Origin of the sequence: Scytonema sp. PRP1 (assembly GCF_036697665.2) — a bacterium.
Classification (GTDB): domain Bacteria; phylum Cyanobacteriota; class Cyanobacteriia; order Cyanobacteriales; family Nostocaceae; genus Kalymmatonema; species Kalymmatonema gypsitolerans.
Map to the genome: position 1 here is coordinate 49,907 of NZ_JBAHYJ020000074.1, position 26,241 is coordinate 76,147.

General features: G+C 44.6%; 27 protein-coding genes and 2 pseudogenes. 4 read left to right on the forward strand and 25 right to left on the reverse strand.

Annotated elements, in window-relative coordinates; genetic code table 11:
- Positions 1-11: 11 nt before the first annotated feature.
- Positions 12-2,138, reverse strand: coding sequence for an AMP-binding protein (locus V5G28_RS16930; protein WP_336231012.1), 2,127 nt, complete (start codon positions 2,136-2,138; stop codon positions 12-14).
- Between the two features lie 1,311 nt (positions 2,139-3,449).
- Positions 3,450-3,611, reverse strand: coding sequence for a hypothetical protein (locus tag V5G28_RS16935; protein ID WP_336231013.1), 162 nt, complete (start codon positions 3,609-3,611; stop codon positions 3,450-3,452).
- A gap of 337 nt (positions 3,612-3,948) precedes the next feature.
- On the opposite strand from V5G28_RS16935, the gene V5G28_RS16940 reads away from it, so the two are divergent.
- Positions 3,949-4,206 (forward strand): hypothetical protein, encoded by a 258-nt coding sequence (locus tag V5G28_RS16940; RefSeq protein ID WP_336231014.1) that lies wholly within the window; start codon positions 3,949-3,951, stop codon positions 4,204-4,206.
- A 219-nt stretch (positions 4,207-4,425) separates the two neighbouring features.
- On the opposite strand, the pseudogene V5G28_RS16945 reads toward V5G28_RS16940, so the two are convergent.
- The 4 genes and pseudogenes from V5G28_RS16945 to V5G28_RS16960 form a co-directional block, all read right to left on the reverse strand.
- Positions 4,426-5,329, reverse strand: a pseudogene (locus V5G28_RS16945) (IS630 family transposase).
- Between the two features lie 330 nt (positions 5,330-5,659).
- Entirely contained in the window at positions 5,660-5,878 is a 219-nt protein-coding gene (locus tag V5G28_RS16950) for a hypothetical protein (protein WP_336231015.1), read from the reverse strand.
- Between the two features lie 467 nt (positions 5,879-6,345).
- Positions 6,346-9,348: a Tn3 family transposase gene (locus V5G28_RS16955; RefSeq protein WP_336231016.1), complete on the reverse strand. Its 3,003-nt coding sequence runs from the start codon at positions 9,346-9,348 to the stop codon at positions 6,346-6,348.
- Between the two features lie 132 nt (positions 9,349-9,480).
- Positions 9,481-10,383 carry a tyrosine-type recombinase/integrase gene (locus tag V5G28_RS16960; protein ID WP_336231017.1) on the reverse strand — a complete coding sequence of 301 codons (903 nt, stop codon included), beginning with the start codon at positions 10,381-10,383 and terminating at the stop codon, positions 9,481-9,483.
- Between the two features lie 76 nt (positions 10,384-10,459).
- On the opposite strand from V5G28_RS16960, the gene V5G28_RS16965 reads away from it, so the two are divergent.
- Positions 10,460-10,924: a double zinc ribbon domain-containing protein gene (locus V5G28_RS16965; RefSeq protein ID WP_336231018.1), complete on the forward strand. Its 465-nt coding sequence runs from the start codon at positions 10,460-10,462 to the stop codon at positions 10,922-10,924.
- Between the two features lie 138 nt (positions 10,925-11,062).
- Here V5G28_RS16965 and V5G28_RS16970 read toward each other — a convergent pair whose 3' ends face one another.
- The 15 genes from V5G28_RS16970 to V5G28_RS17040 all read right to left on the reverse strand — a co-directional run bounded on the left by V5G28_RS16970 (position 11,063) and on the right by V5G28_RS17040 (position 21,492).
- Positions 11,063-11,527 carry a lipocalin-like domain-containing protein gene (locus V5G28_RS16970; RefSeq protein ID WP_336231019.1) on the reverse strand — a complete coding sequence of 155 codons (465 nt, stop codon included), beginning with the start codon at positions 11,525-11,527 and terminating at the stop codon, positions 11,063-11,065.
- Between the two features lie 17 nt (positions 11,528-11,544).
- Positions 11,545-12,423, reverse strand: coding sequence for a dioxygenase family protein (locus V5G28_RS16975; protein WP_336231020.1), 879 nt, complete (start codon positions 12,421-12,423; stop codon positions 11,545-11,547).
- 48 nt (positions 12,424-12,471) lie between these two features.
- Positions 12,472-13,041 (reverse strand): DUF981 family protein, encoded by a 570-nt coding sequence (locus V5G28_RS16980; protein ID WP_336231021.1) that lies wholly within the window; start codon positions 13,039-13,041, stop codon positions 12,472-12,474.
- Positions 13,042-13,261: 220 nt separating this feature from the next.
- The gene (locus tag V5G28_RS16985) at positions 13,262-13,912 is read right to left on the reverse strand and encodes an MOSC domain-containing protein (RefSeq protein ID WP_336231022.1); all 651 of its coding nucleotides are present in this window, start codon (positions 13,910-13,912) and stop codon (positions 13,262-13,264) included.
- A 118-nt stretch (positions 13,913-14,030) separates the two neighbouring features.
- Positions 14,031-15,026: an NAD(P)/FAD-dependent oxidoreductase gene (locus V5G28_RS16990; RefSeq protein WP_336231024.1), complete on the reverse strand. Its 996-nt coding sequence runs from the start codon at positions 15,024-15,026 to the stop codon at positions 14,031-14,033.
- Positions 15,027-15,218: 192 nt separating this feature from the next.
- Positions 15,219-15,689, reverse strand: coding sequence for a DUF302 domain-containing protein (locus tag V5G28_RS16995; RefSeq protein ID WP_336231026.1), 471 nt, complete (start codon positions 15,687-15,689; stop codon positions 15,219-15,221).
- A 69-nt stretch (positions 15,690-15,758) separates the two neighbouring features.
- Positions 15,759-15,992, reverse strand: coding sequence for a hypothetical protein (locus tag V5G28_RS17000; protein WP_336231028.1), 234 nt, complete (start codon positions 15,990-15,992; stop codon positions 15,759-15,761).
- The gene (locus V5G28_RS17005) at positions 15,989-16,792 is read right to left on the reverse strand and encodes a glutathione S-transferase family protein (protein WP_336231030.1); all 804 of its coding nucleotides are present in this window, start codon (positions 16,790-16,792) and stop codon (positions 15,989-15,991) included. Before V5G28_RS17005 ends, V5G28_RS17000 begins: the two co-directional genes overlap by 4 nt.
- Positions 16,793-16,906: 114 nt before the next feature.
- Positions 16,907-17,716, reverse strand: coding sequence for an SDR family oxidoreductase (locus V5G28_RS17010; RefSeq protein ID WP_336231031.1), 810 nt, complete (start codon positions 17,714-17,716; stop codon positions 16,907-16,909).
- Between the two features lie 24 nt (positions 17,717-17,740).
- Entirely contained in the window at positions 17,741-18,244 is a 504-nt protein-coding gene (locus V5G28_RS17015) for a quercetin 2,3-dioxygenase (protein ID WP_336231033.1), read from the reverse strand.
- A gap of 109 nt (positions 18,245-18,353) precedes the next feature.
- A complete protein-coding gene (locus V5G28_RS17020) occupies positions 18,354-18,485 on the reverse strand; it encodes an alpha/beta fold hydrolase (protein WP_336231035.1) in 132 nt (43 codons plus the stop codon).
- 117 nt (positions 18,486-18,602) lie between these two features.
- Positions 18,603-19,088 carry a peptidoglycan-binding domain-containing protein gene (locus V5G28_RS17025; protein WP_336231036.1) on the reverse strand — a complete coding sequence of 162 codons (486 nt, stop codon included), beginning with the start codon at positions 19,086-19,088 and terminating at the stop codon, positions 18,603-18,605.
- Positions 19,089-19,323: 235 nt separating this feature from the next.
- Positions 19,324-20,319, reverse strand: coding sequence for a malate dehydrogenase (locus V5G28_RS17030; protein WP_336231037.1), 996 nt, complete (start codon positions 20,317-20,319; stop codon positions 19,324-19,326).
- Between the two features lie 76 nt (positions 20,320-20,395).
- Positions 20,396-20,845 (reverse strand): cupin domain-containing protein, encoded by a 450-nt coding sequence (locus V5G28_RS17035; protein ID WP_336231039.1) that lies wholly within the window; start codon positions 20,843-20,845, stop codon positions 20,396-20,398.
- Positions 20,846-20,862: 17 nt separating this feature from the next.
- Positions 20,863-21,492 carry a pyridoxamine 5'-phosphate oxidase family protein gene (locus tag V5G28_RS17040; protein WP_336231041.1) on the reverse strand — a complete coding sequence of 210 codons (630 nt, stop codon included), beginning with the start codon at positions 21,490-21,492 and terminating at the stop codon, positions 20,863-20,865.
- A 102-nt stretch (positions 21,493-21,594) separates the two neighbouring features.
- Between V5G28_RS17040 and V5G28_RS17045 the strand changes: the two genes are divergently transcribed.
- Positions 21,595-22,149, forward strand: coding sequence for a TetR/AcrR family transcriptional regulator (locus tag V5G28_RS17045; RefSeq protein WP_336231042.1), 555 nt, complete (start codon positions 21,595-21,597; stop codon positions 22,147-22,149).
- 61 nt (positions 22,150-22,210) lie between these two features.
- Here the strand turns inward: V5G28_RS17045 and V5G28_RS36750 are convergent.
- From V5G28_RS36750 to V5G28_RS17070, 4 genes and pseudogenes are all read right to left on the reverse strand, one after another.
- Positions 22,211-22,673 (reverse strand): annotated as a pseudogene (locus V5G28_RS36750) (GMC oxidoreductase); the annotation flags it as partial.
- On the reverse strand, positions 22,673-24,001 hold the full coding sequence (locus V5G28_RS17060; RefSeq protein ID WP_336231047.1) for a phthiocerol/phthiodiolone dimycocerosyl transferase family protein: 1,329 nt from the start codon (positions 23,999-24,001) through the stop codon (positions 22,673-22,675). The gene V5G28_RS17060 and the pseudogene V5G28_RS36750, both read right to left, overlap by 1 nt.
- A gap of 636 nt (positions 24,002-24,637) precedes the next feature.
- Complete coding sequence (locus V5G28_RS17065) at positions 24,638-25,159, reverse strand: cupin domain-containing protein (protein ID WP_336231048.1); 522 nt, start codon at positions 25,157-25,159, stop codon at positions 24,638-24,640.
- Between the two features lie 47 nt (positions 25,160-25,206).
- The gene (locus V5G28_RS17070; RefSeq protein ID WP_336231050.1) at positions 25,207-25,743 is read right to left on the reverse strand and encodes a DsbA family protein; all 537 of its coding nucleotides are present in this window, start codon (positions 25,741-25,743) and stop codon (positions 25,207-25,209) included.
- Positions 25,744-26,056: 313 nt separating this feature from the next.
- Here V5G28_RS17070 and V5G28_RS17075 point away from each other — a divergent pair, with 313 nt between their 5' ends.
- Positions 26,057-26,197 carry a hypothetical protein gene (locus tag V5G28_RS17075; RefSeq protein WP_336231052.1) on the forward strand — a complete coding sequence of 47 codons (141 nt, stop codon included), beginning with the start codon at positions 26,057-26,059 and terminating at the stop codon, positions 26,195-26,197.
- Positions 26,198-26,241: the final 44 nt, after the last annotated feature.

The following is a 26,241-nucleotide window of genomic DNA, read 5'->3' on the forward strand; positions in this document are numbered from 1 at the left end:
TAGATTTCTCCTCAAATACCGATAAAAGAATCTTCACGCAGCTGGTGGCATTCTGCCTCTAGATATTGAGCTAGTACTTTAATATTGGGGTACTCCCAAAAAATAGTGGGTTCAAGTTCACAATCTAGCCATTGAGCTAATTCGCCCGTCAAGCTAATTGCTACTGCTGAATCTAAGCCATATGTCGCAAAAGGCTGTACAATGCCTATCTCATCGGGAGATATTTTTAGGTATAAGGCGACATGAGAAACAACCCAGGTTGCGATCGCTTCTTCTGTAAAAGCTGGTTTGAACGATTTTCCATCGGTCTGCGACTCATCTTTTGAATGCATTGAGTCACATTGGGCTTCTGCTTCTTGTTGGAGTTGTAGTAAGTCTATTTGTTGAAGGCTTGCTGTCCAATCTCCGACAACATCCAAACTTCCATTCAAAAAACCATCCCGACAAGCATGGCGCTGAATCTTACCACTGGATGTTTTCGGGATACTGGCTGTCTTCAGTAGCACAACAGCATAAACTTGTAGCTGGTGCTGCTCGGACACCGCTTGACGAATAGCCCTAACGACCTCATCTAGATCTAGCTTTTGTAAGTAACTCCGTTCTACCTCTTGAACAATGACTAACCGTTCAACACCTTCTACCTCCACAGAAAATGCAGCCCCGCAATTCGGTCGCAGTGCTGAATGACTCTTTTGGATTGTCAATTCAATATCCTGGGGATAATGATTTTGCCCCCGGATGATAATCATGTCTTTGATACGACCCGTGACGAATAACTCGCCATCAAGTAAAAATCCTAAATCTCCCGTGCACAGAAACGGTCCTTCTCCTGTGTCTTGCAGTTGTGCATTAAAAGTCTGTTGAGTTTCCTGAGGTTTTTTCCAGTAGCCACCAGCCACACTCGGTCCCGAGACCCAGATTTCTCCTATTTGTCCATCTCGACACTTAGTTAATGACTCAGGGTGAGCAATGACAATTTTTTGGTCTAAGGGGCTTCTACCCACACCAACAATTGCCCTGGTATCCTCTTGTTCTTCAGGTGCAGTCTCTACCAAATTTTGCTGAAAAGCTTTATCCTTAACGAAGCGAATAACTGGTGGAGCGGTTTTCAAACCCCCAGACACAATTAAAGTTGTTTCAGCCATTCCGTAGCAGGGGTAAAAAGCACTTCTTTTAAAGCCGCAATCTTCAAAAGTGGCTGAAAACCGCTCAATAGTTTGGGCAAGCACAGGTTCCGAACCACTAAAAGCGACCTCCCAACTACTCAAATCCAGTTGAGATCGCTGTTCGTCCGTAATTTTGTCAACACACAGGTCGTAAGCAAAATTGGGTCCACCGCTGGTAGTCGCTTTATATTGAGAAATAGCTTTTAACCAGCGAAAAGGCTTTTGTAGGAAAGTCTCTGGTGACATCAGTGTCACCGGAAAAGCCCCATATAGGGGCTGTAGCACTCCACCAATCAATCCCATATCGTGGTATTGAGGAAGCCAGATGACACCATGACTGTCAGGCGTATGCCCAAAACACTTGTGAATTAAAGCAGAATTGTGCAACAAATTGCTATGACTGACCATCACTCCTTTGGGTTTCCCTGTCGAACCAGAAGTGTACTGGAGAAATGCCAGTGAGTTGCTGGTTATCTCTGGTTTCAACCAATTACTTGCAAGGTCGTTACTAATATCATCAGTTGCTATACATTGCAAAGCTGCTAATTCTGGTTCTTGTTTCCAGCTTTGCGCCAAGTTGGTAATCACGGTTGTGGTGGTGAGTGCCAAAGTTGCCTGCGCGTCTTGTGCAATAGCTTGCAGTCTTGTCATGCGCTGATTGCGGCGTGGTGGATATACGGGAACAGCAGTAACACCTGCGTACAGACACCCGAAAAAAGCGGCAATGAATTCCAGTCCTGGCGGGTATAAAAGCAGCGCTCTTTCTCCAGTAGCTTTCATGCTTTGTAGCACAGCGGCAAGCGATCGCGCTTTTTGGTCTAATGCTTGATAAGTTAAGCTAACTTCTTGAGCTTCTCCATCTACCAAAAAGGTATATGCTACTTGCCTTGGTTGCTGTAGCGCTCTTTTGCGTAACAGGTCAACTAAAGTCGCTTCACTGAAAGTGGGTACTGAAAATAAATTGTTGTCCATCAATTCTCCTGCCTCGTTATAAGCATCAGTAAAGTGAGAATATTTGTACAAGATCGAGCGGGTTTTTCTCGACACTCTTGAATTTGTGTAGATCAGTTAGTCCTAGTGCATACAAATAAAGAGTTTTTCGGCGTTGTTAGTCACAAAAAATTTCTGTAGCTTTCAGCGGTTTGGCAAAAGCCTGGAGTTTAGACTAGTTTCTGGTTACAAAAGCAAATGAGAGCGATTTTTAAAATTAGCGATTGCGCGGAGCGCAGTGCCGGAGGCAATCGCCTGAACAAGCAGAAGTCGTGATTCTCTCTATCGCTTACGCTATTTTCTCATTTTAATAGTAATTGATTTTACATTTATTCACGTAGATTTTTCTCGAACTGATGTGATTTTTTTGTACGCTTTATTCCCATACTCCTGGTTTATCCCCTAGGTGCAAGATCTAAGTAACCCCACTACCACTCTGAAGAAGTGTATTAGTTGAGTCGAAAATCGATAGGGACGTGGAATTGCTAAAATTCGCGCTGAATGCGAAATCGGCAGCCTGAGCGGATGAAACTGCAAACACAAAGGGAATCGATGAACAAGTCACCATCGCAAGCAATACAGGGAATTTTGGAAGTTTCATGAATAACACGTCGAATTCTTGAATAAATAAACGCGATTTCTCTAGAAATCTCCAGGTAGATGCCTATTCTTTCGTTAAATCCGGGAATCAGAATTTAGGGCTTCTGATCTCTGAATTTATCGTAGTATCGGTTATGAACCTTAACAAACTTGATTAGCAATCTCTACATAGGTAGTGACGCAAAGCTGATCGTTTGAAAAGTTAAAGTGTCAGAACAATTCGGCCAATAATTAAGCTTTATTAATTCAGTGTTTATCTAGGCTGTAACTAATATGCATCAAGTTACAATATTGTAATAAAGCAGTCAACGATTGATACACAACTTCCTACTTTTTCCTACTTTTCCTACTTTTCCTACTTAAGCTAGAAAACTATAAAATAATCCTGCATTAAGAGATGATTTATAAAGTAAACCTTAAATTATAGGGTGCGTTATGGCAACGCTTAACACACCGAGAAAGATGGTGCCCTGCGGCTAATCCTCAATCTCTCAAACTCCGAAATCCTTGCATAGCCGCAGGACACCCTACTTAATATTTACTTTATAAATAGGCTCTAACTTATTTGCGCCGCTGATTGCTGGTGGGGCTAACTTTAGCCCTGTAGGTGTATGAGGGTTGTTTGCTTCCAAACTCATCTGCCAGTGGCGGTTAAAATCTTCTAAGTCTTGGGTGTGTCTCAGTCATACACAGTTACCGCTGGTCGCTTAAACGGACAAAACCAGCTAGTATATCCGGTTTTTCGGCAAACTCAATCAGAGTTTGAACCAGCGACAGCCACAGTAAGCAAGTACTGACCGCAGCTACTGCATTTTTCTTACCACTTTTCCCTGTTGACGTATTTGCCTTATCCACAAAGGATTTCAGGCACTTTTTTTGCCAGAAAGTTCTAAAGTTCCATTAGTTGAACTAATAGCTTATGGCCTTAAAATAATCCTCCTTTTTAGGTTACTGCACTAGTAGAGATTGGCGCTAGAACTTGCTTAAAGTAAACGCTTCAGCTTGACAAAACTGCTGCAATAAAGACTTTAAAAGGGAATTAGTTTGCTGTAGTCAGCTTTCTGACCAAGCCAAAAAAAGAATGTAATTCTCAATTACCTTGCTCGTTATGAGTAGGGAAAATCTTATCCGACTTTAGTTGCATAAGTAGCTCAATTAATTTGTTGTTAATATTTCGCCAACAGCAGGTACTATGAGACATTTATCTGAGTGGATTAGAGAATTTGGCTATCAAGCCTACGTCAACTATCGCCAAGCCCTAATTATGGCCTCTAGTAAAGAAATCTCCGACGAAGTAGCTCATCAAGTCTACAAAAAAGCTGAATGCTGCTGGAATGCAGCCATGTCACTGCAAGCTCAAGCCTCTTTTCTAGACCCGCAAGGAGATTACCCCTACCATGAGCGCTACGACTTTGAGCACTTTCAAGAAGCTGAATTCAATCACAGTTAATTAATAAATTGTCTACTGAATAAGTAGGTTCTGGCAGGCTTCTGATTTTGGGAAGTCTGTTTTTATAAAATAAAAACGGGGAAAACGCAAGACTTCAGCCCTCTTCAAAAATGACAATGTTTTGCCCCCAGGAGATTTCACGTATAGCTTGTGCGTGTTTTTCATTTATCCTTGTAGGTTTCGTGAGGTAGTTAACAGGTATAGCAACCGCCAGGTTGGTTAGGACACTAAGCTCAGGACATGCTCCATCGCCGTCCGCAAGGTAGGGAAGTACTCCAGTTGCTTGCGGATACGACTTTTTAGCCAAGACTTTTCCCCGCTCAATCTTATTCAAATCAGGAGAGTAAGCTGGCAAGTACCAGACCTCACAACCAGCAGCCTGCACCAATTGGTCAATGCGTCCACCCTTATGAAAGGTGGCGTTGTCGATCACCAACTTCTGCCCTGGTTTTAATACTGGAATCAGGCATATTTCTAACCATGTCTCAAAGACTTGGCGGAAGCATCGCTCCCTCAATCGTGAACGGTGCAAGCAACTGCGTCGCACACAACGCGGCAATCATATTAACTCGCCCCGTTCTCCGACCTGACTTGAAATCATAGAAGCGTTCTCCTTGGGGACTGTAGCCGTAGCCATAGTCCTCGCGCTCATCCATACCAGCCTCGTCGGCATACACAATCAACTCAGGCTTAACCGTGGCTAGCTGTTTGAGGAACTCCCGCCGTTTGTCCTCATCTCGTTCGCGGTACCCATAGGTCTTTTTTTTCGCGTGAATCCGATTTTCTTCAGCCCTCGTGAGATGGTGCGATTGCCTTCGGCACTGCCCCTTGGGCAATCGCTAATATTGCCCTCCCACAGTTCGGCCATCTCCGCCTGAGTTTTATCCCCGTAGGTTTCTACAAATGCTCGAAACTTTTCCCAGTCGGTGATTTTGTGCCCATTGCCCCGATGCGCTCTGACTTTAGCATTAAAGTCACCCGTTTCTCTGCGACGCTGAAACCATGTATTGATGGTATTACGACTGATGTTGAAGAATTCACTGGCTCAAGAGCGCTTCATCCCATTGAGTTCGATCGCCTCTATCACTTTTCGTCGCAGGTCATAACTGTAAGGGTTTGCCATAAGAATGCGCAGATCAATCACTTCTTTATAGATTCTACGTCCTAACTGAGATGGCGACTGCTATATCAAGAGCAACGCTAACCGCAGCTACTGTACTTCCCCTGTACAAAAAAAATAGACCAGCTACTTTTGTGCAACTGGTCAAGCCGAAATAGCTATATTTAAGGACGTGTACAATGTTCATTACTCAAATTACCGCAAAGACTAATCGTGCAGGCTGGTCGATTGGCTAAAAAGGCGTTGCGATCGTAAACGGGCAAAAAACAACGCAAGACGTACAATAATTAATTGCGCAGTTATCACGATTACTTAATATATGGACACTGACATCTAAGAAGCACGGCAAGATACGGGTTTCTGCCAGGAACCATTCGGCGTAGTGGCGGCATTGGCTGTGAGTTCCACTTCACCTTTAGAGTTTATCACCCACCCAGTAGCTTCTACAATGCGTTCTGGTGCATGAGTAGTTGGTTTGGTGGTAACAGATGGACTCTTGCGGCTGTCACTGTTTGGGTTGAGAGTGACCCAATCTACAAGCTTACTTTTCACGGTATCTCGAAAACCTCTCTCTAAATCTCTCTCCTATAAGGAGAGAGACTTTGAATTTTGGATTTGAAAGTTAGATTTTTTGTGGACTTTTCCACATGACGTGAAAAGTCAGTTCCACTTGCTGGATTGAGAAACAGGTGTTCCGTTGTCTTCATTCTTCAAGATTCATTTGATTCAGAACACTCAAGTTTGCTAAGTTAAGCTACAAGTTAGAGACGGCTTCAAAGCGCTTGTTGAAGGTTTGCGCGATTGAGCAAGCTAATCACGCCAGATCATTTACTAATTCACACCAGTCATAAAAATTGACTTCGCGTGCAGTTGAAGCTTGAATGAAATTTGCGACTGTGTTGCCAAGTTGGGGCAGATATAGCGTAGCTGACACCAGGGGCAAACTAAACCGTATAGTTTAAATACCGACCATTATTGGAACGAGACTCACTCGCTCAAATAGCCCAAAGCAGTAGACTTCACGCAGCCACAGCTTCAATCGATAACCGCTCACTCATATCCAGTTTAAAAGTACCATAAGGGTTAACATGACCCCAAATCAACGGCGAAAGCGCCCGCAAATCTTCCGGCTTCATCAGTTTCATCCACTCCGGTTGCGATAAAACCTGCTGAATCATCAAAGTATTAATATACACCAACGATATCTGCAATAGATGTAACGACAAAACAGCCAATTCTTGATCTTCTAAACGATTAGTCGCAATTTCGCCACCCTTGCCGTAGAAAATAAAACTGTTAGCACTATTCCAATTTTCTACGACATTGAGACCCTCATTAATCTCTCGTCGCAACTCAAGAGAATGTAAGTATTGGCAGAGAAAAATTGTTTTGACAGCCTTACCTAATTCGCATAATGCTTGGTACGTAGGGTGCATTAAATTCCCCTTGGTAAACCGTTTTAAGATGGCTTCCGTTTCTGCCGTGCCCAAACGGAGCGCAGTAGCATACTTTACCATTTGGTCGTATTGTTGGCGAATTAAATCCCAGTTGATTGAACGGGTTAAGACAGGTTGTAAATTAGGATAAACACCACTTAAACCAGCGTCAGGTTTGTATAATTTTTGTTTGTGAATACCTTTGAGACGCGGCATTAACTGAAAACCCAGTAGATGACAAAAGGCAAAAGCGACAACGCTTTGACCGTGGGTATCAACATAGTTCTTCTCCACCTTCATTTCAGTACAATGGCGTAACAATCCTTCCATCATTGCTGCCACTTCACTACTTGAACAAGTCTTTAACTGTGAATAAATACAGACAGAATTCTTCTCAACGTGCCAATAAATCATCACACCACGTCCACCATAGCGGATGTGCCATTCAGTCATCAAATTTTGATCCCAAGCACCAAACTTTTTAGAATCAGAAGCACAAGCAGTAGTCCCTTCTCCCCAAATTTGTGGCATTCTGATATTGAAAATTGCATTGGCAACGCTAGCAATAGCATTACGTAACTGTTCTTTGTGGATAAAGCGACGCTTGACGTACAATAAATCGTGATAACTTTCGTCGCCAATAACGCTGCTTAAACGTTTCAATCCCGTGTTTGTTCCCAAACCGTACAAACACAGTAACAAGCGTTTTTGTAGAACATCACGTTCTAAAATTTCTCTTTGAGATGCACTTTTGAACTGCTCGTTAAACCCAACTCGTAAATCAGTTTCCTTGAGAATATCTAGTAGACTAGTCATCGCCCAGCGACGGGTAATTTCTGTTTTTAACCTGACTAAGTTGGCAGGTTCGTCTTGAGCAGTCAGAGGGGATAGTTTCATCCAACTATTTTTGTTTTGGCGTTGAAGGATTTCTACATACTTGTTTTTAGGTAATCCTTTGTCCAAGAGCGTTAATGCTTCGTGCATCTGTCGCTGTAAATTAGCAATAAATAACTCAGCAGATAACGGTTGTTTTAATGCTTGAAAATAAACCTCACGTTGTGCCTCAAAATCTGTTGGTAAATCTGATTCTGGGTTGCGATAACGGTTGGCTCCCACTACCCAGATTTCTTTACATCTGAGCTTATCTCTTAAAGCTTGGAGTACACTGAGTTCGTAGTTAATTCGGTTGACTTTTACTTCGCCGTCCCCTGATTGTTCTAAAATTAACTCTTGCCAACCACTACGCAATACCCCTTCAATGGGTATGTCTTCCCCAACATCATAATACCGTTGTTTGCTGTGGGCGTACTTTTTGAGCAACTCAATAGCCTGGATTACCGGACGGTGGATCTCGTTATTGGAACGAAATTCTAATTCATTTAAAATTAAAGGTAATATCCGACGATAATGTCCACCATAGGAACTACGCATCACCATATGTACTTTTTCACGGTAAGCATTTCCTGTTGATTTGTATTCTTTTACCAAATTTTTGAGCGTTTCTTCACTAGCAACCGGGAAAATAACATCTTTAACTAGACCTTCTGGTTGATGGAGTGTAGCTGATGCTATCTGGTATAGTAAGTTATTCTTACCTGTCACCTTTTTAAAATCATTAAGCAGTTCCTTATCAATTCGTTTTTCTGCTCGCGCTCCGATTCGGTGAACAACTTGGATAATCAGTTCTACTAAATTGTCAGTTACCTCCTGACTTCTTAAATAAGAAAAAGCTGCCATGAGAGTATAGCGAATGGCTTCTGGATGGCGGCGTAAATCACGAGGCTGTTCAACAGTAACTCGTTGTTTGTAGATTTGTATTATTTTGGTTGGTATGTGCTTAAATAAGTCTGATGGTAATTCTAACTGACGTAAGGTTTCTAATTTATTAATTTCTTTGTGGAAACTTTCTACACCAATCCTACCAGGGTCAGATTTGAGTTCAGAAAAACTCAAGGACTCCAAAGCAGTGGAATTAGTTTGAGGAGCATGATTTTCTATGATTTCATGGTTTTCTGTGATTTCGTCCTCTTTATTTGCTTGTAATAGCTGATCTATTTCTGTTTTAGTCGTCTGGCATAACTGAGAGCTTATTTGACTAAAAAATCTTTCTTCAAAAAGATGAATTGCCGAACGAGTGATACGTTCTAACCTGTCTGGTGTCGGAGGTTCTATTTTTAATTCTCGCAGTCTGGAAACTGCTGCATCTATCAAATTTTCAAACTTTAACTCATAAACCAGTGCTTGTTGGGCTAACCAATCAGTAAGTTCTTTTGAATCTTTAACTTTTGCTTCTCTGAATCCAAAAAACTTCCTAATTTGGGCACGATGATATTTTATCGAGCGTCCCTGCCAATCATATTCTCTGTATATTTCGGGGGGTACATTAATAACTTTTGCTACATAGTTAATAACTAGAGAAGGGATTTCTTGCGGATTCTCTGGAAATCTCGCATAAGCCTGAAAAAACTTGAGCAAGAGCGCAAAACCCAATCGATTTTGTTCACTTTTATTCGTCAACAACGCTAATTCATCTGGAAGTAGCGTCCAATGCTCTACTAGTTCTTCCGGTTGCCAAATTTTCTTCATTAACCATGACTGTCTTAACCCAAAGTATTCTACCTTCTTTGGGGTACACAGCTATTTACAAATACAAAAGCTGTTTTTAGCTACAAAAATACGCTGTACTCCGAAGCTGAAATAGCTTGCTAATTTTCAGCTTTAGTTAGTTGTATTCATTAAAACATCGAGCGCCTGACGTGCTGCTGATTCAGCTTTTTGTGATGTTACCTTAGAGTAACGCAGAGTTGTCTGAATACTTTCATGTCCCATGAGGGCACGCAATTGTTCAATACTGATTATCCCCACTCGCTCGGTAGCAAATGTATGACGTAAATCGTGGATGCGTACCCCGTTAAGTGCCGGATATTCGTTGGTTATTTCTTGCCAGTAATCATGCAAAGTGTAATAGCTGATTCTACTTACTTTTAAAGTGACTGGATGCTGTGCTGTAAATAAAGCCTCGGATTTTTTATGTCGAGAGTGATTGAGGTAGTTGTCAAGTGCAACTGCTGCATCTGAACTGTAAAAACACCAACGTTGTTTATTTCCTTTTCCCAATACTTGAAATTTCCTGTTTTTGAGGTCTACGTCTGATAAATTCAGTGCTAAAAGCTCTCCAATCCTGCATCCTGTGCGGTGCAATAAATGTACTATGGCATTGAGGCGCAGATCAGATTTTACAGTTTTATATAGTATTGTTAGCTGTTCTGGTGTTAGATATTTGATTGTCTCGTCACTTTTATGTTCGCCCTTTTCTCTGTCTGGAGTCCGCTGTTTTAATCCGCTAATTGGGTTAAATTTTATATACCCTTGCTCCATGGCAAAATTTAGTAGGCTTTGGAGTATTGCTTGATGCTTGTGATGACTTGTGTATTTTAAATGACTAAGAGTATTTAAATACTCAACTAATGTTTGCTTACTGATAATTTCTATCGACCAACTTCCATATTCACACAGTAAAGGTGCGAGTGTAAGAGAGTATGTCTCCCTGGTAGTAGGTGCTAGTCCAGGACGCTCTAAAAATTCAGTCGCAACTGTGGCTAAAGTAACAGCCTTCCTCACTTTTAATTGTGTGATTACAACAAGGAATCTTCTGAACAAATTATATATCTTTTGAAGTAAATATTGGCAGCGTCTGATGGATACTTCTAAAACCCCGCGACCCTCTGAATCCCTTGCTGACTATATGGTGAGAATGAGAAAATTCTCCAGGATGACTCAGTTTGAGTTAGCGGATGCTGCCGGAATCCATTCTCGGTCGGTGGGGAAGATTGAGCGTGGATTGACGACAAAACTCAATCAAAAAACGCTGCGCGGTTTGGCGCTGGCCTTGGGAGTACCCCAGGAGTTTTTAGAAGCTGTAACCAAGGGTGAAGAGGTTCAACTTGTCCAAGGTGTAAAATTTTGTCCCCAGTGTTGGAGTCCTGGAAATGCTGCTGACCCTATGTGGGGTCATGTTAAAGCTAAGTTTTGTTATCTCTGCGGTACGCAGTTACGGGCTAGTTGTGTCAATTGTGGCGAGTTGGTGGTGTCTACTAGACACCGCTTTTGTCCAATATGTGGTCATTCTTATAAAACTGGCGTACAAACTGCTAAAACTTAGGCATTGTAAGCATTAATAGTCTTGTTGTTGAAAATCTCTTGAAACTAAACAGTTTAGTTTGCCCCTGGTGTCAACTACGCTAGATCTGCCCCAAGTTGTAGAAACATAAAGCCTCTTAAGGGTTGAATAACAAAGCAATTAAATGCGCTCCCACACCAACTCAAAAACCGTTTCAACACCATTACTCAAGACTGGCGGTGTCACGAGCGTTATTCGGTTTTCACTTAGAGTAAAGGTGCGAACTAACGCTGTACCAACGCGATTAGGAATTGATGCAATTTCAATCTGGTGAGTTACTGTGTTGCCACTCAAGGTATAAGTTCCAGCGTAAGCATTGAATGTCGTAAATGCTTGAGCAAGCTCTTCCACGGGTAGAGATTGCAGTTCCCGACTTAGCGGCGATTGAACCTCTTGACTCAGAGGTGAGCGCTCGCTCTTGGAAAACATCACCATCATGTGACCATCTGATGTGTAATGTAAATGACCAACAGGATGAGTTCCATACACGTCTGGAGTCACCGTTCCATCAGCGTGAATAGCAGTTGCAGAAATTAACTTCCAAATGCCAATGAGCGGATTGTTCTGGATTGATGGTGTAGACATAATGTGCAGCCGTTGCTTTATGATTCTGTGCTAGAGAGAGTAACGGGTTTCAACACAAAATCAAATTCCGTTGTGTAAAACGGTTTACTTTGATTCCGTGCCTTGAGTTCGTCTGGTGCTTCATGCTTTTGTAATTCAACGATCGCTCTACGCACTGCAAAGGTTGTATCTGAATCCAGGTGAGGATCGCCAGCAATAAAAATTTGTGTTGTCAGCCCAGTGTACTCTGGGGCAGTGACTTTGAAATGGATGTGAGCCGCCCGCCAGGGATGCCGTCCCAACAGTCGCAGCAACTCACCAGATGGACCACTAGTTGGCACGTTGTAACCTAGTGGCACCACCGTTTCAAACATATACTTTCCACTTGCATTGGTTTTGAAACTTCCCCGAAAGTTCCCCAAGGGCTGAGATGGCTCTTGGATATCATATAATCCTTTGGAATTCGGTTGCCAAACATCAATCACAGCATTGGCGATCGGTTGACCGTTCAAATTTAAAACCCTGCCTGACAGGAAAAGCGTGTCACCTTCTGGATCAATACCTAAGCGATCGTCCAGGAGCCGTTCTGGTGCATTCGGCACATACAATGGTCCTTCTAAATTTCTTTCTGTACCGCGATGGGCACTGTGTAGCAATTCTACCAACTCTGAGATCCCTAGTATATCCGTTAACATATGGATTTCTCCAGTGGGAATCTCTTGAGTGTGATGACTTGCAGAGTTGAGAAAATCACGTCCCTGCTGCAATTCTGATTCAGTTAGATTCACCTCACGCACAAACTCATGCAAATGTCGAACCAAGCTGGTGTAAATTTCATACAGCCGGGGGTGAGATTTGCCGCGATCGCCATGATTAATGACGGCTTGAGTGATGGTGTCAAGCGTGATGTTCTGCATGATTTAACTCTTTTTTAGTTACGTTATTAATGATGGTCGTTACAGCGACTACTTTGACAGGGGCTGCCATGTCGAGAAGTCAGCAAGATGTACCCAGTAAGCAGTCAATCCAATAAAACCAAAGATGAGGGCTGCCACAATTAACACAATTGCTCCAATATTTCGCAACAATCGGTTTTCTTTGAGAGAGAGGGCTGGTGCAGAAAAAATTCCTCCTAAGCCAACTAGAATAAACCCAATTCCTGCTGGCACAGCAACTGGTGTTAGTCCCAGGTTGATGATGCGAAAGCCAATGAGAAGCGATACAAGTCCTGCAAAGAATCCATAAATACCCAGAGTAAGTAGCTCCCAACCCATTGCCAGAGTGAGTGAAGTTGCTACAAATAGAATGCCAAACAGGGCAGTTGTTTCACCAAAGGCAATATTGAAACTACCAGGAATCGGCCAGGTAAACGTCATGTGTAAGCCAGTGACTAAAGCGATGGCACCGACTACACCAAACCCTGGAACCCAGCGTTTCTGATTTGAACTACCAAGACCAGAATATACATAGGTAGCTAACAGAGCGAGTCCAGCCGCTAGATTAATGAGCATGAGTGAAATGTAATCGATAAACATAAAACCTCTTGTAAAGGAATGTTCGGTTTTATCGGAGCTTAGACAAAAACTGAGACAAAAATGGCTTCAAATCTATATATAGAAGGATATAGAAGGACTTTCATCTCAAATGGAAATAGCTCTAGTATTCACAAGGGTTCAGGCGTTTTAAGGGCATCGACCTCGTTCGTAATTTGTCAGGTGATAGAGGTAAAATGGTGGGATTTTATGGTAGGTTAATCTATCTCACATCCTGACGACGACTTTGCTCCTGGAAGTAGTTGCGCCAACTTTCGGGTAAAGCTTCAAGTTGAGCAGCGCGGTGAAGTAACTCTGGATTGTCCTGCTCACGAACATAAAGTTGAGTGATATCGGCAACGGTGATGTTGTTCTCATTCCGGCTCACCAACTCTAGAGTGTCTCCAACTCCGACTTCGCCCTCTTGCAAAACACGAAAGTAAAATCCGGTTCGACGACTTGCGAGAAATCGTTTCACCATATCCGGTCGTCCAAATCGAATCCCAAGTTTATAGCAGGGTAGGCGAGGTTGTGTCACCATCAGTTTTACAGTGCCAATCTCAAAGCGATCACCAATGTTGAGTTCTTCTTCTCTCAGTCCAGTTGTCGTGAAATTCTCACCAAAGATGCCTAGCGGCAATTCTGTGTCAGGCAATTCACCTTGCCAGTAATCGTAATGCTCGAACGGATAGACATAAACTGCTTTGTCTGCTCCTCCGTGAACGGTGAGATCCGCCTGTCCATCACCGTCTAAATTGAGCGCTCGCACCATCACCCGTTCGCTGACTGGCTCTTTGAAAATTCCAGTTGTAACTGTTTTCTCTTTCCAGGTCACTTCACGCGGAAGTCCTACGTTGACAGAGATAAGTTTCATCTTTAGCTCCAAAGTTTTGGATTGCATTCAATTACGACAGCCAACATGGGATATCGAAAAAATGAATGAGTTGTTTATTAGACCTGCTTTGAAAATCTACGAGGCACGGACTGCTAATTTAACGACCGCTCAACATCTCTGAGCCACTACCAGCCATTGGACGACTGCGACGCAAGTCTCGCCAGATTTGGGTAGCTGCTAATGCCCCATCTGCGGCGGCAACTACAACTTGATTCAGTCCGACTTTGAGATCCCCAATCGCAAAAATACGGGGATGGGAAGTCCGCGCCATCTTATCGGTGACTAAGTTTCCGCCCTGCTTTTCGAGATCAAACTTTTCCAGATAATCGGCGTGATACTTCGACCCCATTGAGATCAGACCAGCTTCTAGCCCAATTACTGTGCCATCTTCCAGTTCCACTCCATTCATCTGATGGTCTTCGCCCAGGAATTGTTGAATCGGCGTTTCGATTATTTGATAACCATTATCTTGCAATTTCTGGCGTAACTCATAGCCGACTTCAAACATTCCTTGCGTGAATAGTGTGATGTGAGGTGTAAACCAACCTAGAGAAAAAACAACCTCCGCGTTGCTGGCAGTGCTGGCAAACACGCCTACTTTTTTGTCTGCCATTTCGTAGCCATCACAGATTAAACAAACGTGCATATTGTACCCAGCATAGTCAAACACGTTTCGCATATTATCCAAATTAGGCAGGTAATCAATAATGCCACTGGCAGCAATCAGATATCTGGCATGAAATGTTTGATGGAAGCTGTCTTGCCGACCAATTTTGACTTTTACGGCAAAGGTTTCTCCCTCATCCACAATCTCTTCCACAAAGGCATCGAGCATATCACCACCTAGAGTAAGGTAGTGCTCCTTGCCTTGCCGCAGGAGCGATCGCCCCGGTGTATCTGGCGGTAATCCAAGATAGTTGTGCAGTTCCTGCATCCAGAAAGAGCGGGCTTTACCTTTATCGATAATTAAACTGGAAAGAAGATAGCGTTGCAGATAAATTCCGGCAGATAAACCACCTGCTCCACCACCAACCACAATCACGTCGTAAATATAATCAGTACGTTCTGAGAGATTTTGCTTTGTCAGTTTCATGACATTCTCCTCATAGCAGTATCAATTGAAAATGACTTTAGACCTCTTACAAAAGTCATTTTATAGTATAATGAAAGATTAGCTAATTTCTATTCAGAAGAGCTACATCTTCTGAAGACTACAATCGTTCAAAGTAGAACGTTGATTTTTGCAAATTTTTAACTATATCATTGCACCACTTTTGCAAGAGGTCTATTGGAGTGCTTGATTGATTAAAGGTGCAATGACCGCGATGTTTTTGACCAACTCATCGGAGAGAGAGAACCGCTGTTTTAAGTAATCAGGATCGTTGTAACTCAGCCACACCTTGCCGTCAGCCGCTTCCCATGCCACTACTTTCAGGGGTAAATCCAGAGCAATCGTCGGTTCTGCCACCATCAGCGGTGTTCCGGCTTCAGGGTTGCCAAACAGCAATAACTGTGTTGGACGCAGGCTGAGTCCAACTTTTTTGGCTTCAGTTTGTTGATCGATGCGGGCAAAAATGGTGATGCCTTTTGCCTGAAGGATAGCTTCTAAGCGATCGATGGTTTCGGTTACTGAATATGGGCTGAGCTGACTGATAATGCCGTTATTTGCATTCATAGCAACGAACTCCTCAACGGTTTTGGTGATGGGTATTTTTAGGGCATGGATAAGACCAAAGAGCATTGTTGGTTGTGACAATATGAGTTAGCTCTTTCCTTGAAATGGCAATTGCCTAGCCACCGTACCTTCTCGAACAACGAACAGAGATCAGCTTTTGAAACCAGACAATCCTAGAATGATGGAAGCGTCCTCTGGCAACAGAGGCAGTGCCTTAGGCTTTGAGCGGGCGGTTGTAATGACCGTTGCACCGGCTTGCCGCATACGTTTGACGTTGGCGTAGCCTCTCCCTTGGAGAATCGCTTCGCCCATGCCTTTAGTCCCGCCTGTAACCAGCACTCTCTTGTCGGATAACTCGTTGGGGTTAATTTGGATGGTTGTCATGAGCCTAAGATCTCCATTAGCGACAACTGGGTACGCCTTTCCTCGCGAAACAAACGCAGCACGAATGCTCCTGCGGGAGATTCTCGTAGCTCGTGATGTACTAAAGCTATTTCATCGGGGAATTCATGTAAATCTAGCGTTTTGCCAGCATATTCGGGTGGTATAAGTAGGGGAGCAACGAGACAGGCAAAGGTAAGATCTGCTGCTGAGAAGCAATTCCCAACCAAGTAGGAACGTCCATCTGACTCAAGCAGCTTGTTTACCTTCTCGAAGAGTCTCCTAATTCGATTGAGCGAACGATCAGCTGAGTGTGGCGTAATGTTGTAATATTTCCGGGCAAAAGAGCGCACTGGAGGGAAGACAATTGGAAACAATATGCTTTCAATCGGTGGTACACCATCGCACCACAACTTCCGCATTAACTTGTGGCTGTTAAGCAGGTAAAAGTAAAGCCAAAGTCTAACGGATACTCCTAGAACAGTGTCGAACAAATGTTCCAGGTTTTCCACTTCGCGGCGTAATTTAGGATCAGCAGGGTAAAGTCTATAACTTGTTGGAGCGAGCGTATCAAGATAGTGCAGAATATCCGTAGAATTGGTAAACGTACCAGCCTCTGTTAACAGAACTGGCACCGATTTCCCTCCAGTGGGAAGGGTAAAGAGCCAATGAAAACCTGGCACATGAGGCTCTTCGATGAAAGGAATATTGAGCCGTTCTAACGCCCATCGTGCTTTTTCACAGTAATGACTGACTGCAAAAGTAATCAGGCGGGTAGATTTTTCCTTTGACTTAGCCTGCATAATTCAACTCCTCATTGGTAGTGTCACCAAGTTGTTGTTTTGCTATTGTGAATAGATGATGTTTTGCACTTGAGTTTTCATTGGGCATTCCTTTGAATAATTACAAAGTATGTCTCACACTGTTGGAATGGTTCCGCCGTCAATAACGAATTCAGTACCGTTGATATAAGAAGCGCGATCAGATACCAGGAAAGCAACCAGTTCAGCCACTTCTTCGGGGCGACCAGGGCGACCCATCGGAATCCCCCCAAGGGAATCCATCAACCCAAGTCTTGCAGTATCAAAGTCCGTTCCTGCATTTGCAGCTAATCTCTCGATCCGTCTTGTGGTGGCTGGCGTCTCGATGAAACCGGGAGCAACCGTATTCACCCGCACTCCTTTAGGTGCAACTTCGTTGGAGAGTCCTTTGCTGTAGTTCGTCAACGCCGCTTTCGCCGCAGCTAATGGCAAGGTTGCATAAAGCGGCAGGGTGCGCTGGATAGATGAAATATGGATGATGACACCTGAACCTTGTTCTAGCATCTGGGGCAGAAACGCCCGATCTAAGCGGACAGCGGCAAATAAATTAGCATTGAATGTCTGCTGCCAATCCTCATCACTTAGAGCAAGTGCACCACCGCTCGGTGCCGAAGAACCACCAACATTATTGATCAGGATGTCCACGCCGCCCAGACGAGCGAACACTTCCTTGACAACTTTTTCCACTCCATCAGGCGTACTGATGTCGGACTGAATAAATAAATCCGGTGATTGAAGTTCATTAGGCTTTGAGCGGGCGGTTGCGATGACCGTTGCATCGGCTTGCCGCAGACGGTTAACGATCGCTTCGCCCATGCCTTTAGTCCCGCCTGTCACCAGCACTCTCTTGTCAGATAACTCGTTGGGTTGCATTTGGATGGTTGACATTTTTGCTTGACTAAGCATAAGTCCTCCTTTTGTTGGCAGAGTTTAATTGGTAGCGGAGTCTGGAGGAAGAATGGTCAGACCGTATTGGGGAGCCAGGGCGATCGTTTTTTGGATATCTGCATCCGTGACAGGGGGTGGGGAGGCAGTTGGATCATCAGCCGGAGTGCCAATTTCCATAAAAAACTGCTCCAGTCCAGCCGGTGTTATCCAACACAGCATCTTCGCAGGTTGGTCGCTGATGTTTGCAAACAGATGGCGCTGCCCAATGGGTGAGTAGATGAAAGTTCCAGGTGTTGCCACAAGGGTTTGTCCATCAATTTGAAACTGAATTTCTCCCGATTGAACCAAGAAGGATTCATCTTCACGGCTGTGGATGTGGGGAGGTGAGCCAGTCTGGGGATAAACGATCATCTCCATTAGCGAATACGTTCCATTGGTATCGTTGCTCACACTCTTAAAGGTATACAGGTCACCCAGCACCCAGTAAGATGACCCCTGACCGGGTTGTAACACAAGACCGTTCTGATTCATTTGGGTTGCAAACATGACTATTTCTCCACAATGTGAGGTTTACTGAACCTGGGTTGATCGGTGGTGTGTCAGGTTTTGTGTGACATACCACCGCTGACAACGAGCGTGGACGTTGGAATGCTGCTTAATTTCCTTTTAGAAAGTCCACCAGCACAGGGTTGACCTGATCGGCATGAGTCCAATTGATTGCATGGGGATCATTAGGTATTACCACAAGACGGCTATCTTTGATTTCTTTTCCACCAGTTAATACCAATTGGCTTTTCCAATGTCACATTTAGAACCCTCCACTCCCCGATGTTTTGGGGGAAGCAATTCGAGAATAGGTGTCAAACTCAAACCCAATTGGTATAACTCCAGCCTTGGTAAAGAGTTATGATTTCCAGGGAAGTGGCGATCGATAAGGATTTTCATGCATATCCAACACTTCCCATGTATGAGGATTCACTTGCCCTGTAACTCGAATTTTGTACCGTTTCTGTAAATCTCTCACGGCAGATTCCGTAATGGGACCAAACACTCCATTAACAATCGCACCACGCGGATTTCCTAATCTGACTCCTGCCGCATGTAAAAAACCATTATCTGAGAGAATTTGCTGCAACAATTGAACGCTTCTACCTCGATCCCCAGGACGCAGGGTGGGTAATGATAAATCGGTATACGCTGTTGCAATCAAAATGGGATGTCCTGGTTGTGGAAATGTTGTGGCGCTCTGCGCTGACGCTCCTAACGTTGCTGCCGCTGTACTGGTCACTGAAATTCCAATCAGTTCTGCTGCCAGTGCTGTTGACAAGAATACTTTAGATACCACAAAAGTGATTTGAGGGATTGAGTTTTGAAGTGTTATGGATCTCATGATGCATCTCCGGATTAATATTGAAGGAATGGAAGGAGGGGTATTTATCGTACGAGCCGGATAATTGGAACACTTTCGTGTCCTAGCCCCTACTTTCCCGTTTCGAGGGTGGCGATCCTGCCGTCTTTGAACCGACATACCCTCAGCAGATACTGATCGAGTACGCGATCGCTTCTATGAGTTAGCTCAAGGTTAAAGTTCCCGAATTCAAGCAGTTGTACTACTTTGCTGTCTTTTAGCTTGCAATGAGTTGGGTATTGAAAGTTTTTTCTTGTCGTTGTGCCTCAGACAACAGTTTGTAAGCATGATTCAGTTTTGCGGCAGAAACTTCCAGTAAATGTTGCTCAACTGCATTTCTAGGCAATACAAGGCGGCTTTCAATGCCATGTTTGCTAATGATACAAGGGAGTCCCAGCACAACCTCATCTCCCACCCCGTAACTAGGTGAAGCCTTAACAGAAACCGTAAACATTCGCTTTTCATCTCGTAGAATGGCATCGACCAATTGAGCAACGCTTGTGGCAATGCCATAGCTGGTGTGTCCTTTTCGCTGCATGATTGCCTTACCACGATCGCGAGTTACGTCGGCGAGTTCTATCTGAATCTGTTCTAATGACGTACCTTTAGGTAGCGGAAACTCAGTTAACGGAATCATCCCGATCGCAGCATTTGACCAAACTGGAAACTCACTATCGCCATGTTCCCCAATCACTTGCACATGCACATCGTTCTTATCAACATTGAGTCGCTTGCCAAGCTGATATTGTAGTCGGGCAGTATCTAAAACCGTTCCTGAGCCAAAAATTAAATGCTCTGATCGCGTGGACGTTTTGATCGCAATTCGGGTGAGAATATCCACGGGGTTGCTGACGAGAATGACGATCGCATCAGGGGCAACTCGATCTAATTCCCGCACAATCGGACGCAGAATTGCTGCATTTGCACCGAGTACATCCAAGCGTGACTGTCGGGGTGTTGGGGTTGCGCCAACAGTCACAACAATGATATCAGAATCGGCTAAATCTTCGTAGCGATTAGAGGGAATAACATCCATTTCCTCTAACAACGGAATGGCATCATTAATATCCCAGGCTTGTCCTTCGGCTTTGGATAAGTTGCGATCAAACAGCACTACGGTCACAGATTTACTGAGAAGCACCAAAGCGTTAGCAATGGCTGCGCCAACATTTCCTGCACCGACAATACCAACTTTAGAGGGTTTAATACTCATATGCTTTATCTTCAGCTTTACCTGCTGCCACCAACGGAATACCACTTATTTTTTGTTCGGGGCTCTCGACGGATTGCTATGTTCTTGTAGCAGTGGCGGGCAAAGCTCCGGGTGGTCCCAGAATTTCGTCGCCAATCTCGGCGGAAATGCGTTCAGCTAGCTCCATGTCCGCTGGTTCTGTTTCAGAGAGCGTCCCTACTGCTTTGATCAGCCGAGCAAAGGCACTGGGTGCAGCAACGACCAACCCACGAGCAGGCTTATCGCTAAGCGCGGCGACGACGTGAGGTGTGCCAACCGGAATCAGGAAGCTTTCACCTGCGTTTAGGACAACCTTGTTCTCACCTGCCCAAACCGTGAACTCTCCGGACAGCACATAGAGTTGTTCAGAATAACGTGTGTGGCGATGGGGAGGAGTCTGTGAGCCAGGTGGGAAATAGCCTTCAATCAGATCGTACTGACCTCCTGTCGTGGTGTGGTCGGCAAGGATGGTGAGGCGAGAACCAAAAAACCAGAAAGATTGTGTCATGAGATTACTCCTGGTAATTAATAATTTGTGTAATTAGTAGTCATTGAAGAAGTGCGATTGCCCAACTGCTGTTCTAATTCAACAATCCGAGCTTGCAGAGGAGCCATCATCGCTGCTACTTCTGTTTCTGAATAACGGATGGGAATATGCTGAGGACAATTCTCGCTGGTGGCTTCTACGTGGAAGAGGATAGCGCGTTCAATTGCGGCAGGATAATCTGGAACTCGTAGTCGTTCAATTAATGCTGAATCCCCTTCAACAGATTCCGCTCTTCCCCAAATCTTAATGCGTTTGCGATGACGATAATCCATCAAGAACAAAAACGCTTTGTCGTTGCCAGACAAATTGCCCACCGTGATGTACTGCACATTTCCAGAAAAGTCAGCAAAGCCGAGGGTTTTCTCATCGAGAACCTTCAGGAAACCAGAGGGTCCGCCCCGAAACTGGATATAGGGATAGCCATTAGAACTGACGGTTCCCAAGTAAAACCCATCGAGTTGCGCTATGAATTCCTCAATCTTGGGAGTAATGGAATCATTATCAGGACCATTCGCAATATAGCGTTCATAGGTCTGCCGTGAACCCCTTTGTTCTTGTGCGGCTTGCACTTGTGGTGTAAAAGCAATTTCTCCAAACTTACGTGGCATAATGCCCTCTTAAGCTGCTAAAGTTGTACCGTTCATTCGGTATAAGATTAATGTACCGAATGAACGGTACAATGTCAATAGAAAACTTGAAACTTACGATAAATGCCTAAAGAAACTTATATTCCCTGTCTGCTGCACCTGTTTCGGCAGTATGGCTATGATGGCGCAACTCTATCCAAGATTTCTCAAGCAACTGGATTAGGGAAAGCTAGCCTTTATCATCACTTCCCTGGCGGTAAGGATGAGATGGTTGAAGCGGTGCTGAATTATCTTGAGTGTTGGTTAGACCAAAATATTCTGCAAACGCTCAACAGCCGAGGAGAACCCTTATCTCGCTTGCAGCAGATGTGCGATCGCGTGAATGAAGCCTATGACGGGGGAAAGCAACCTTGCTTATTTGCGATTTTGCTCTTGGGTTCGGCCCGCGATGTGTTTCATGATAGAGTGAAAGCAATTTGTCGGAACTGGATTGATGCGATCGCCACCGTACTAATTGAGTTTGGTATGGATGAGAGACTTGCTCAACAGCGTGCAGAAAATGCGGTGATCGCGATTCAAGGTTCATTGATTCTATCTCAAGGATTGGATGATCCATCTGTGTTTGTGCGTGTGATGCAGCACCTAAGCGAAGAACTGTGCAAAAGTACGTTGCCTTAGCTCGACTCTTAAGCTTTGAGCTCATGAAAAGGGTATAGGGAACCCCATAATTGCGAAGGAGTTAGTTTGTAATTGCTGAAAGTGTTTGCTGTGAAACGCGACCTGCGGCTTTAATTAAATCGGCGGCTTTTTCACCAATCATAATGGTGGGCGCGTTCGTATTGCCTGTGGTGATCGTTGGCATGATCGATGCATCGACAACACGCAACCCCTCAATTCCATGTACTCGTAGTTCAGGATCTACCACCGCCATTGGGTCAGTACCCCGGAATGCAGGTGCCGACCGGATGATACACCGTATCGCAAACTTCTCGGACGTAAGCTTTGAGTGCTGTATCACTCTGCTTTTCGGCACCCGGAGCGACTTCCTTACCGCGAAACTCATCAAAAGCACTTGCACCGAACAAGTTACGGAGTAATTTAATCCCGAGAACGAGCTTTTGCACATCAGCTTCACTTTGGAGATAGTTCATTTGAATTATCGGTGCGTCTTTGGGGTCGGGGGAACGCAAACTGACACTGCCTATTCGATCGCCTCCTTCAGTAGATGTATTGCCTCCTCGTGAAGTGTTTTCGACTGCGCTCGCGACATCACCGATTCTTCAGACACCAGCGTGACAAATAGCCGCTCGCCCAAAGTCGCCACGCCCACATCGTTTTTGGCACCTGTCCTCACAACAGGTCCATAGATTGCCTGAAGTTCAAGCTCTCCAAACTGTTGCTGGATTGTCAGTCGCCCCAAATTGCTAACGCCTATGTCGGAGTCGAATAATTGGTCTTTAAATCCTTGTAGGACGACATCGGGACTGGGATGGGTGGATGCCCATTCCTGAGTTTGGAAAATTTCCTCAAAGAGCTTGTCTGGTGTCATGATTTGATTGAGTTGCTGCTTCACAGAACGAGCAACATCCCATAAATTGGCATCACCGCTTAAGTGGTGCGATGTCCGTCCAGCACTAATCCAGAGAATGACATCTTCCTGGTTGACAGATGTCAAGTAGGGTCTGAGATTAATCGGTGACATACACCTGAGGTTCTGTGGCTGTTCGGAATGATTTTGGTGACGGACTGCTAAGAGAAAAGCGGCACAAATCGCCCCATGAACGCTCGTTTGCTCTTGCCGAGAGCGAGTCAGGAGCAACCGCGTTGTTTCGGGTGAAAGCGAACCGGAACTGACCGATTGACGGTTATTTTGCCTCGCCGGTTGCACAACTGGGAAGGAACTGCTCATCCTTGTGAATTTAGGCATCGGCTTTAACCCAGAAATCGTTTGCGGGGCTTTCCCTGGAACCAAGTCCTCTCGCGACGGCGGAACAGGTAAAGACTGTCCGAAGGCAGTGGGTGTAGCGAGTGCCCTTGAGGGCAGTGCGCGGAGCGCAATCGCTTGCAAAATATCTCGAATTAAGTAAGTAATCGAGGTTCCATCTGCGATCGAGTGATGGCACGTCACAATTAATTCTGATAATTGTGCATCATTGCCTGAGTGAACTAAGACGACACGCACTAACGGAGCTTGCGACCAGACAAACGGTGTTTCAATTTCTCGCTCAACTTCTCGCTGCCAGTGTTGTTCGGATTGTCGCTGCACAACTCGCAGTGGAATGGAGGCAGAGTCTTCAACAAACCAAGGTTGCTCTGCTTCATCAAGGGCAATGCGAACTGGCAGTAATGGATGCTGTTGCTGTACGACAGTCAGTGCTTGCTGAAGTTGGTGAACGCTGAATCTTCCTTTTATTTGTGCAGTGAGAGCGAAATGGAAGGGATGAGCTTGATCGTGGAGCCAGAAGAGATGCTCTAGTGCTCCAAGGGGGCGACAGACAGCAACGGATTGAGTGCGATCGACGCATTGCATACATTTAATCTCCAATACTGTTGGGATGATTGGCAATTCTCGCGCGAAGCGTAAGTTCTATCGAAATGAGCGGGAATTGATTGGTTTAGAGACCACTCGCTGAAACTCGTATTCAAGCGAGGGTAAGAAACGAAATCGCACCGACTAAACCAAACAATATCCAAAAAACAATAATCATCTGTTATTGCGCGGTATATCTGTAGCGACCTGCAATTATAAATCCCCCAACCTGCAATCATCGTTGTTTTCAGCCAGGATTATTTGCAACTATAATTTCATTTGAGCCAGGATTATTTGCAACTGAGCCAGGATTAAATGCAACCAGCCTGCAATCATCCATTTCGACGCTTGTTTATTTGCAAATAGACGCAACGCCTTACTGGAGCTTAGTTGTGAGAACTGGCAGCGGTTGTCAAAAAACTCATTTCAGAATTTGATAGATTAACAATGAAATCTTTACCGACTTTTTTAACTTGAAAACCAACGGTTTCAGGTTCGGAAAGTCTTACCAGTACAGCAGTTAAGAAAACGTTCGTTTTTTTGACTTTATAATTGCAAATAATCCTGGCTCAAACCGATGATTGCAGGCTGGTTGCATTTAATCCTGGCTCAGTTGCAATTAATCCTGGCTGACGCTTAATTATAGTTGCATTTAATCCTGGCTGGAAAATGTCTTGATTGCAGGTCTGAGCGATTAGTATTGCAGGTCGCTACAGGTAGGGTTCCCGGCGGACCAAGGATTTCGTCGCCAAGCTCGGCGGCAATCCGCTCAAGTAGCGCCATGTCCGGTGTTTGAGTCTCATCCAGCGTACCCCCTTCTGCAACCGCCCGAGCAGCACCGCTTGGCGCATTGACGACTAAGCCGCGAGCTGGGGTATTGCTGGACACGACGATCATGTGTGGTGTGCCAACTCTAATCAGGAAGTTGTCACCAGCACTTAGCACGACCTTGTCCTCACCAGCAAAGACGGTGAACTCCCCGGACAGCACATATAGGTTTTGGGAATAGCGGGTGTGCAGATGGAGGGGTGTTTGTGAGCCAGGAAGGGCGTATTCTTCGACCAGATCGTACTGACCTCCAGTCATGGTGTGATCTGCAATGATGGTGAAGCGAGAGCCAAACAGCCAGCGAGATTGTGTTGATAGAGTGGATGTCATAAAATCCTCTTTAGTAGGACATTAATTAGGGTTAAAGACCAGGAACATTAATTACTTGTAGTGACAATGGCTGCCATCAATTGCTCAATGTTCCAGCGACTGGTATATCGAATTCCATTAATAAACAGTGCTGGGGCAGCCGTTACTCCACTGTGTAATCCACTTTTGATATCTTGATCGATGCGAGCGATATGTACTTGATTGGATATATCTTGCAGAAATTGGGGAATATCGAGTCCTAGATTATTGGCATACTCTACAAGATAATCGTTTCCTAACGCTTGTTGATGGGTGAACAAAATGTCATGCATCTGCCAAAACTGACCTTGGGCAGCCGCCGCTAGGGCCGCTTCCGCCGCACGTTGAGCACAAGGATGGATTTGCGGCTGTGGAAAGTGGCGAAATACAAAACACAAGTCGTTGACCTGTTGCTGAATTGCTTTGATTAATTGGTGAGCTTCGCCACAAGTGGAACACTGGTAGTCACCATATTGGACGAGTGTCACTGAAGTGCTTACCCTACCCTGAATATGATCTTGTTTTGAAATCGGTACAAGCAACCGATTATAATCACCGAAACTCATGAAAGCACCTCTTAGGAAAGGAGTGCAGCAGGTAGAGACAGATGATTGCTATGAAACCTCTTTTACAATTGAGTAGACCAATGCCGCTCTGTTATCTGTTGCATAATACCAATTTAGAGAGTTAAGTCGATTTTGTCGCTGAGAAAAACTTCAGTTGATAAGCTGACAAATGAGGCAACTGATAAACTGACAAATTTGACAGGTATGACCAAGCCCCTAGCCCTTTTAGGGCGGCTGCGCCAACCGGGGGGTGTGGGGGTGTAAGGGATAACGAGCCGCGAAGAAAAAGGATATAGAGCAAGTGTTTTTAAACATGGAAAAGAAAAAAGATGTCGGAGCGAGACACATGGTGAGTCCAGCACTGCGGGAGGGTTTCCCTCCGCAGGTGACTGGCGAACCCGGAGGGTGCGTTAGCGCAGCAGCACGTAGCGTAGCGGTTCCTCTTAGGAACTAGTGCGAAATACACAGTCGTTGTTTCAAGCCCCTCAAGAAGATTGA

What these genes read in the sequence shown, in the direction of transcription:
- V5G28_RS16930 (WP_336231012.1), bottom strand. Translation starts at nt 2,138, where the DNA reads ATGGACAACAATTTATTTTCAGTACCCACTTTCAGTGAAGCGACTTTA.
- V5G28_RS16940 (WP_336231014.1), top strand. Translation starts at nt 3,949, where the DNA reads ATGAGACATTTATCTGAGTGGATTAGAGAATTTGGCTATCAAGCCTAC.
- V5G28_RS16955 (WP_336231016.1), bottom strand. Translation starts at nt 9,348, where the DNA reads ATGAAGAAAATTTGGCAACCGGAAGAACTAGTAGAGCATTGGACGCTA.
- V5G28_RS16965 (WP_336231018.1), top strand. Translation starts at nt 10,460, where the DNA reads ATGGATACTTCTAAAACCCCGCGACCCTCTGAATCCCTTGCTGACTAT.
- V5G28_RS16970 (WP_336231019.1), bottom strand. Translation starts at nt 11,527, where the DNA reads ATGTCTACACCATCAATCCAGAACAATCCGCTCATTGGCATTTGGAAG.
- V5G28_RS16975 (WP_336231020.1), bottom strand. Translation starts at nt 12,423, where the DNA reads ATGCAGAACATCACGCTTGACACCATCACTCAAGCCGTCATTAATCAT.
- V5G28_RS16980 (WP_336231021.1), bottom strand. Translation starts at nt 13,041, where the DNA reads ATGTTTATCGATTACATTTCACTCATGCTCATTAATCTAGCGGCTGGA.
- V5G28_RS16985 (WP_336231022.1), bottom strand. Translation starts at nt 13,912, where the DNA reads ATGAAACTTATCTCTGTCAACGTAGGACTTCCGCGTGAAGTGACCTGG.
- V5G28_RS16990 (WP_336231024.1), bottom strand. Translation starts at nt 15,026, where the DNA reads ATGAAACTGACAAAGCAAAATCTCTCAGAACGTACTGATTATATTTAC.
- V5G28_RS17000 (WP_336231028.1), bottom strand. Translation starts at nt 15,992, where the DNA reads ATGACAACCATCCAAATTAACCCCAACGAGTTATCCGACAAGAGAGTG.
- V5G28_RS17005 (WP_336231030.1), bottom strand. Translation starts at nt 16,792, where the DNA reads ATGCAGGCTAAGTCAAAGGAAAAATCTACCCGCCTGATTACTTTTGCA.
- V5G28_RS17010 (WP_336231031.1), bottom strand. Translation starts at nt 17,716, where the DNA reads ATGCTTAGTCAAGCAAAAATGTCAACCATCCAAATGCAACCCAACGAG.
- V5G28_RS17015 (WP_336231033.1), bottom strand. Translation starts at nt 18,244, where the DNA reads ATGTTTGCAACCCAAATGAATCAGAACGGTCTTGTGTTACAACCCGGT.
- V5G28_RS17025 (WP_336231036.1), bottom strand. Translation starts at nt 19,088, where the DNA reads ATGAGATCCATAACACTTCAAAACTCAATCCCTCAAATCACTTTTGTG.
- V5G28_RS17030 (WP_336231037.1), bottom strand. Translation starts at nt 20,319, where the DNA reads ATGAGTATTAAACCCTCTAAAGTTGGTATTGTCGGTGCAGGAAATGTT.
- V5G28_RS17035 (WP_336231039.1), bottom strand. Translation starts at nt 20,845, where the DNA reads ATGACACAATCTTTCTGGTTTTTTGGTTCTCGCCTCACCATCCTTGCC.
- V5G28_RS17040 (WP_336231041.1), bottom strand. Translation starts at nt 21,492, where the DNA reads ATGCCACGTAAGTTTGGAGAAATTGCTTTTACACCACAAGTGCAAGCC.
- V5G28_RS17045 (WP_336231042.1), top strand. Translation starts at nt 21,595, where the DNA reads ATGCCTAAAGAAACTTATATTCCCTGTCTGCTGCACCTGTTTCGGCAG.
- V5G28_RS17060 (WP_336231047.1), bottom strand. Translation starts at nt 24,001, where the DNA reads ATGCAATGCGTCGATCGCACTCAATCCGTTGCTGTCTGTCGCCCCCTT.
- V5G28_RS17065 (WP_336231048.1), bottom strand. Translation starts at nt 25,159, where the DNA reads ATGACATCCACTCTATCAACACAATCTCGCTGGCTGTTTGGCTCTCGC.
- V5G28_RS17070 (WP_336231050.1), bottom strand. Translation starts at nt 25,743, where the DNA reads ATGAGTTTCGGTGATTATAATCGGTTGCTTGTACCGATTTCAAAACAA.
- V5G28_RS17075 (WP_336231052.1), top strand. Translation starts at nt 26,057, where the DNA reads ATGGAAAAGAAAAAAGATGTCGGAGCGAGACACATGGTGAGTCCAGCA.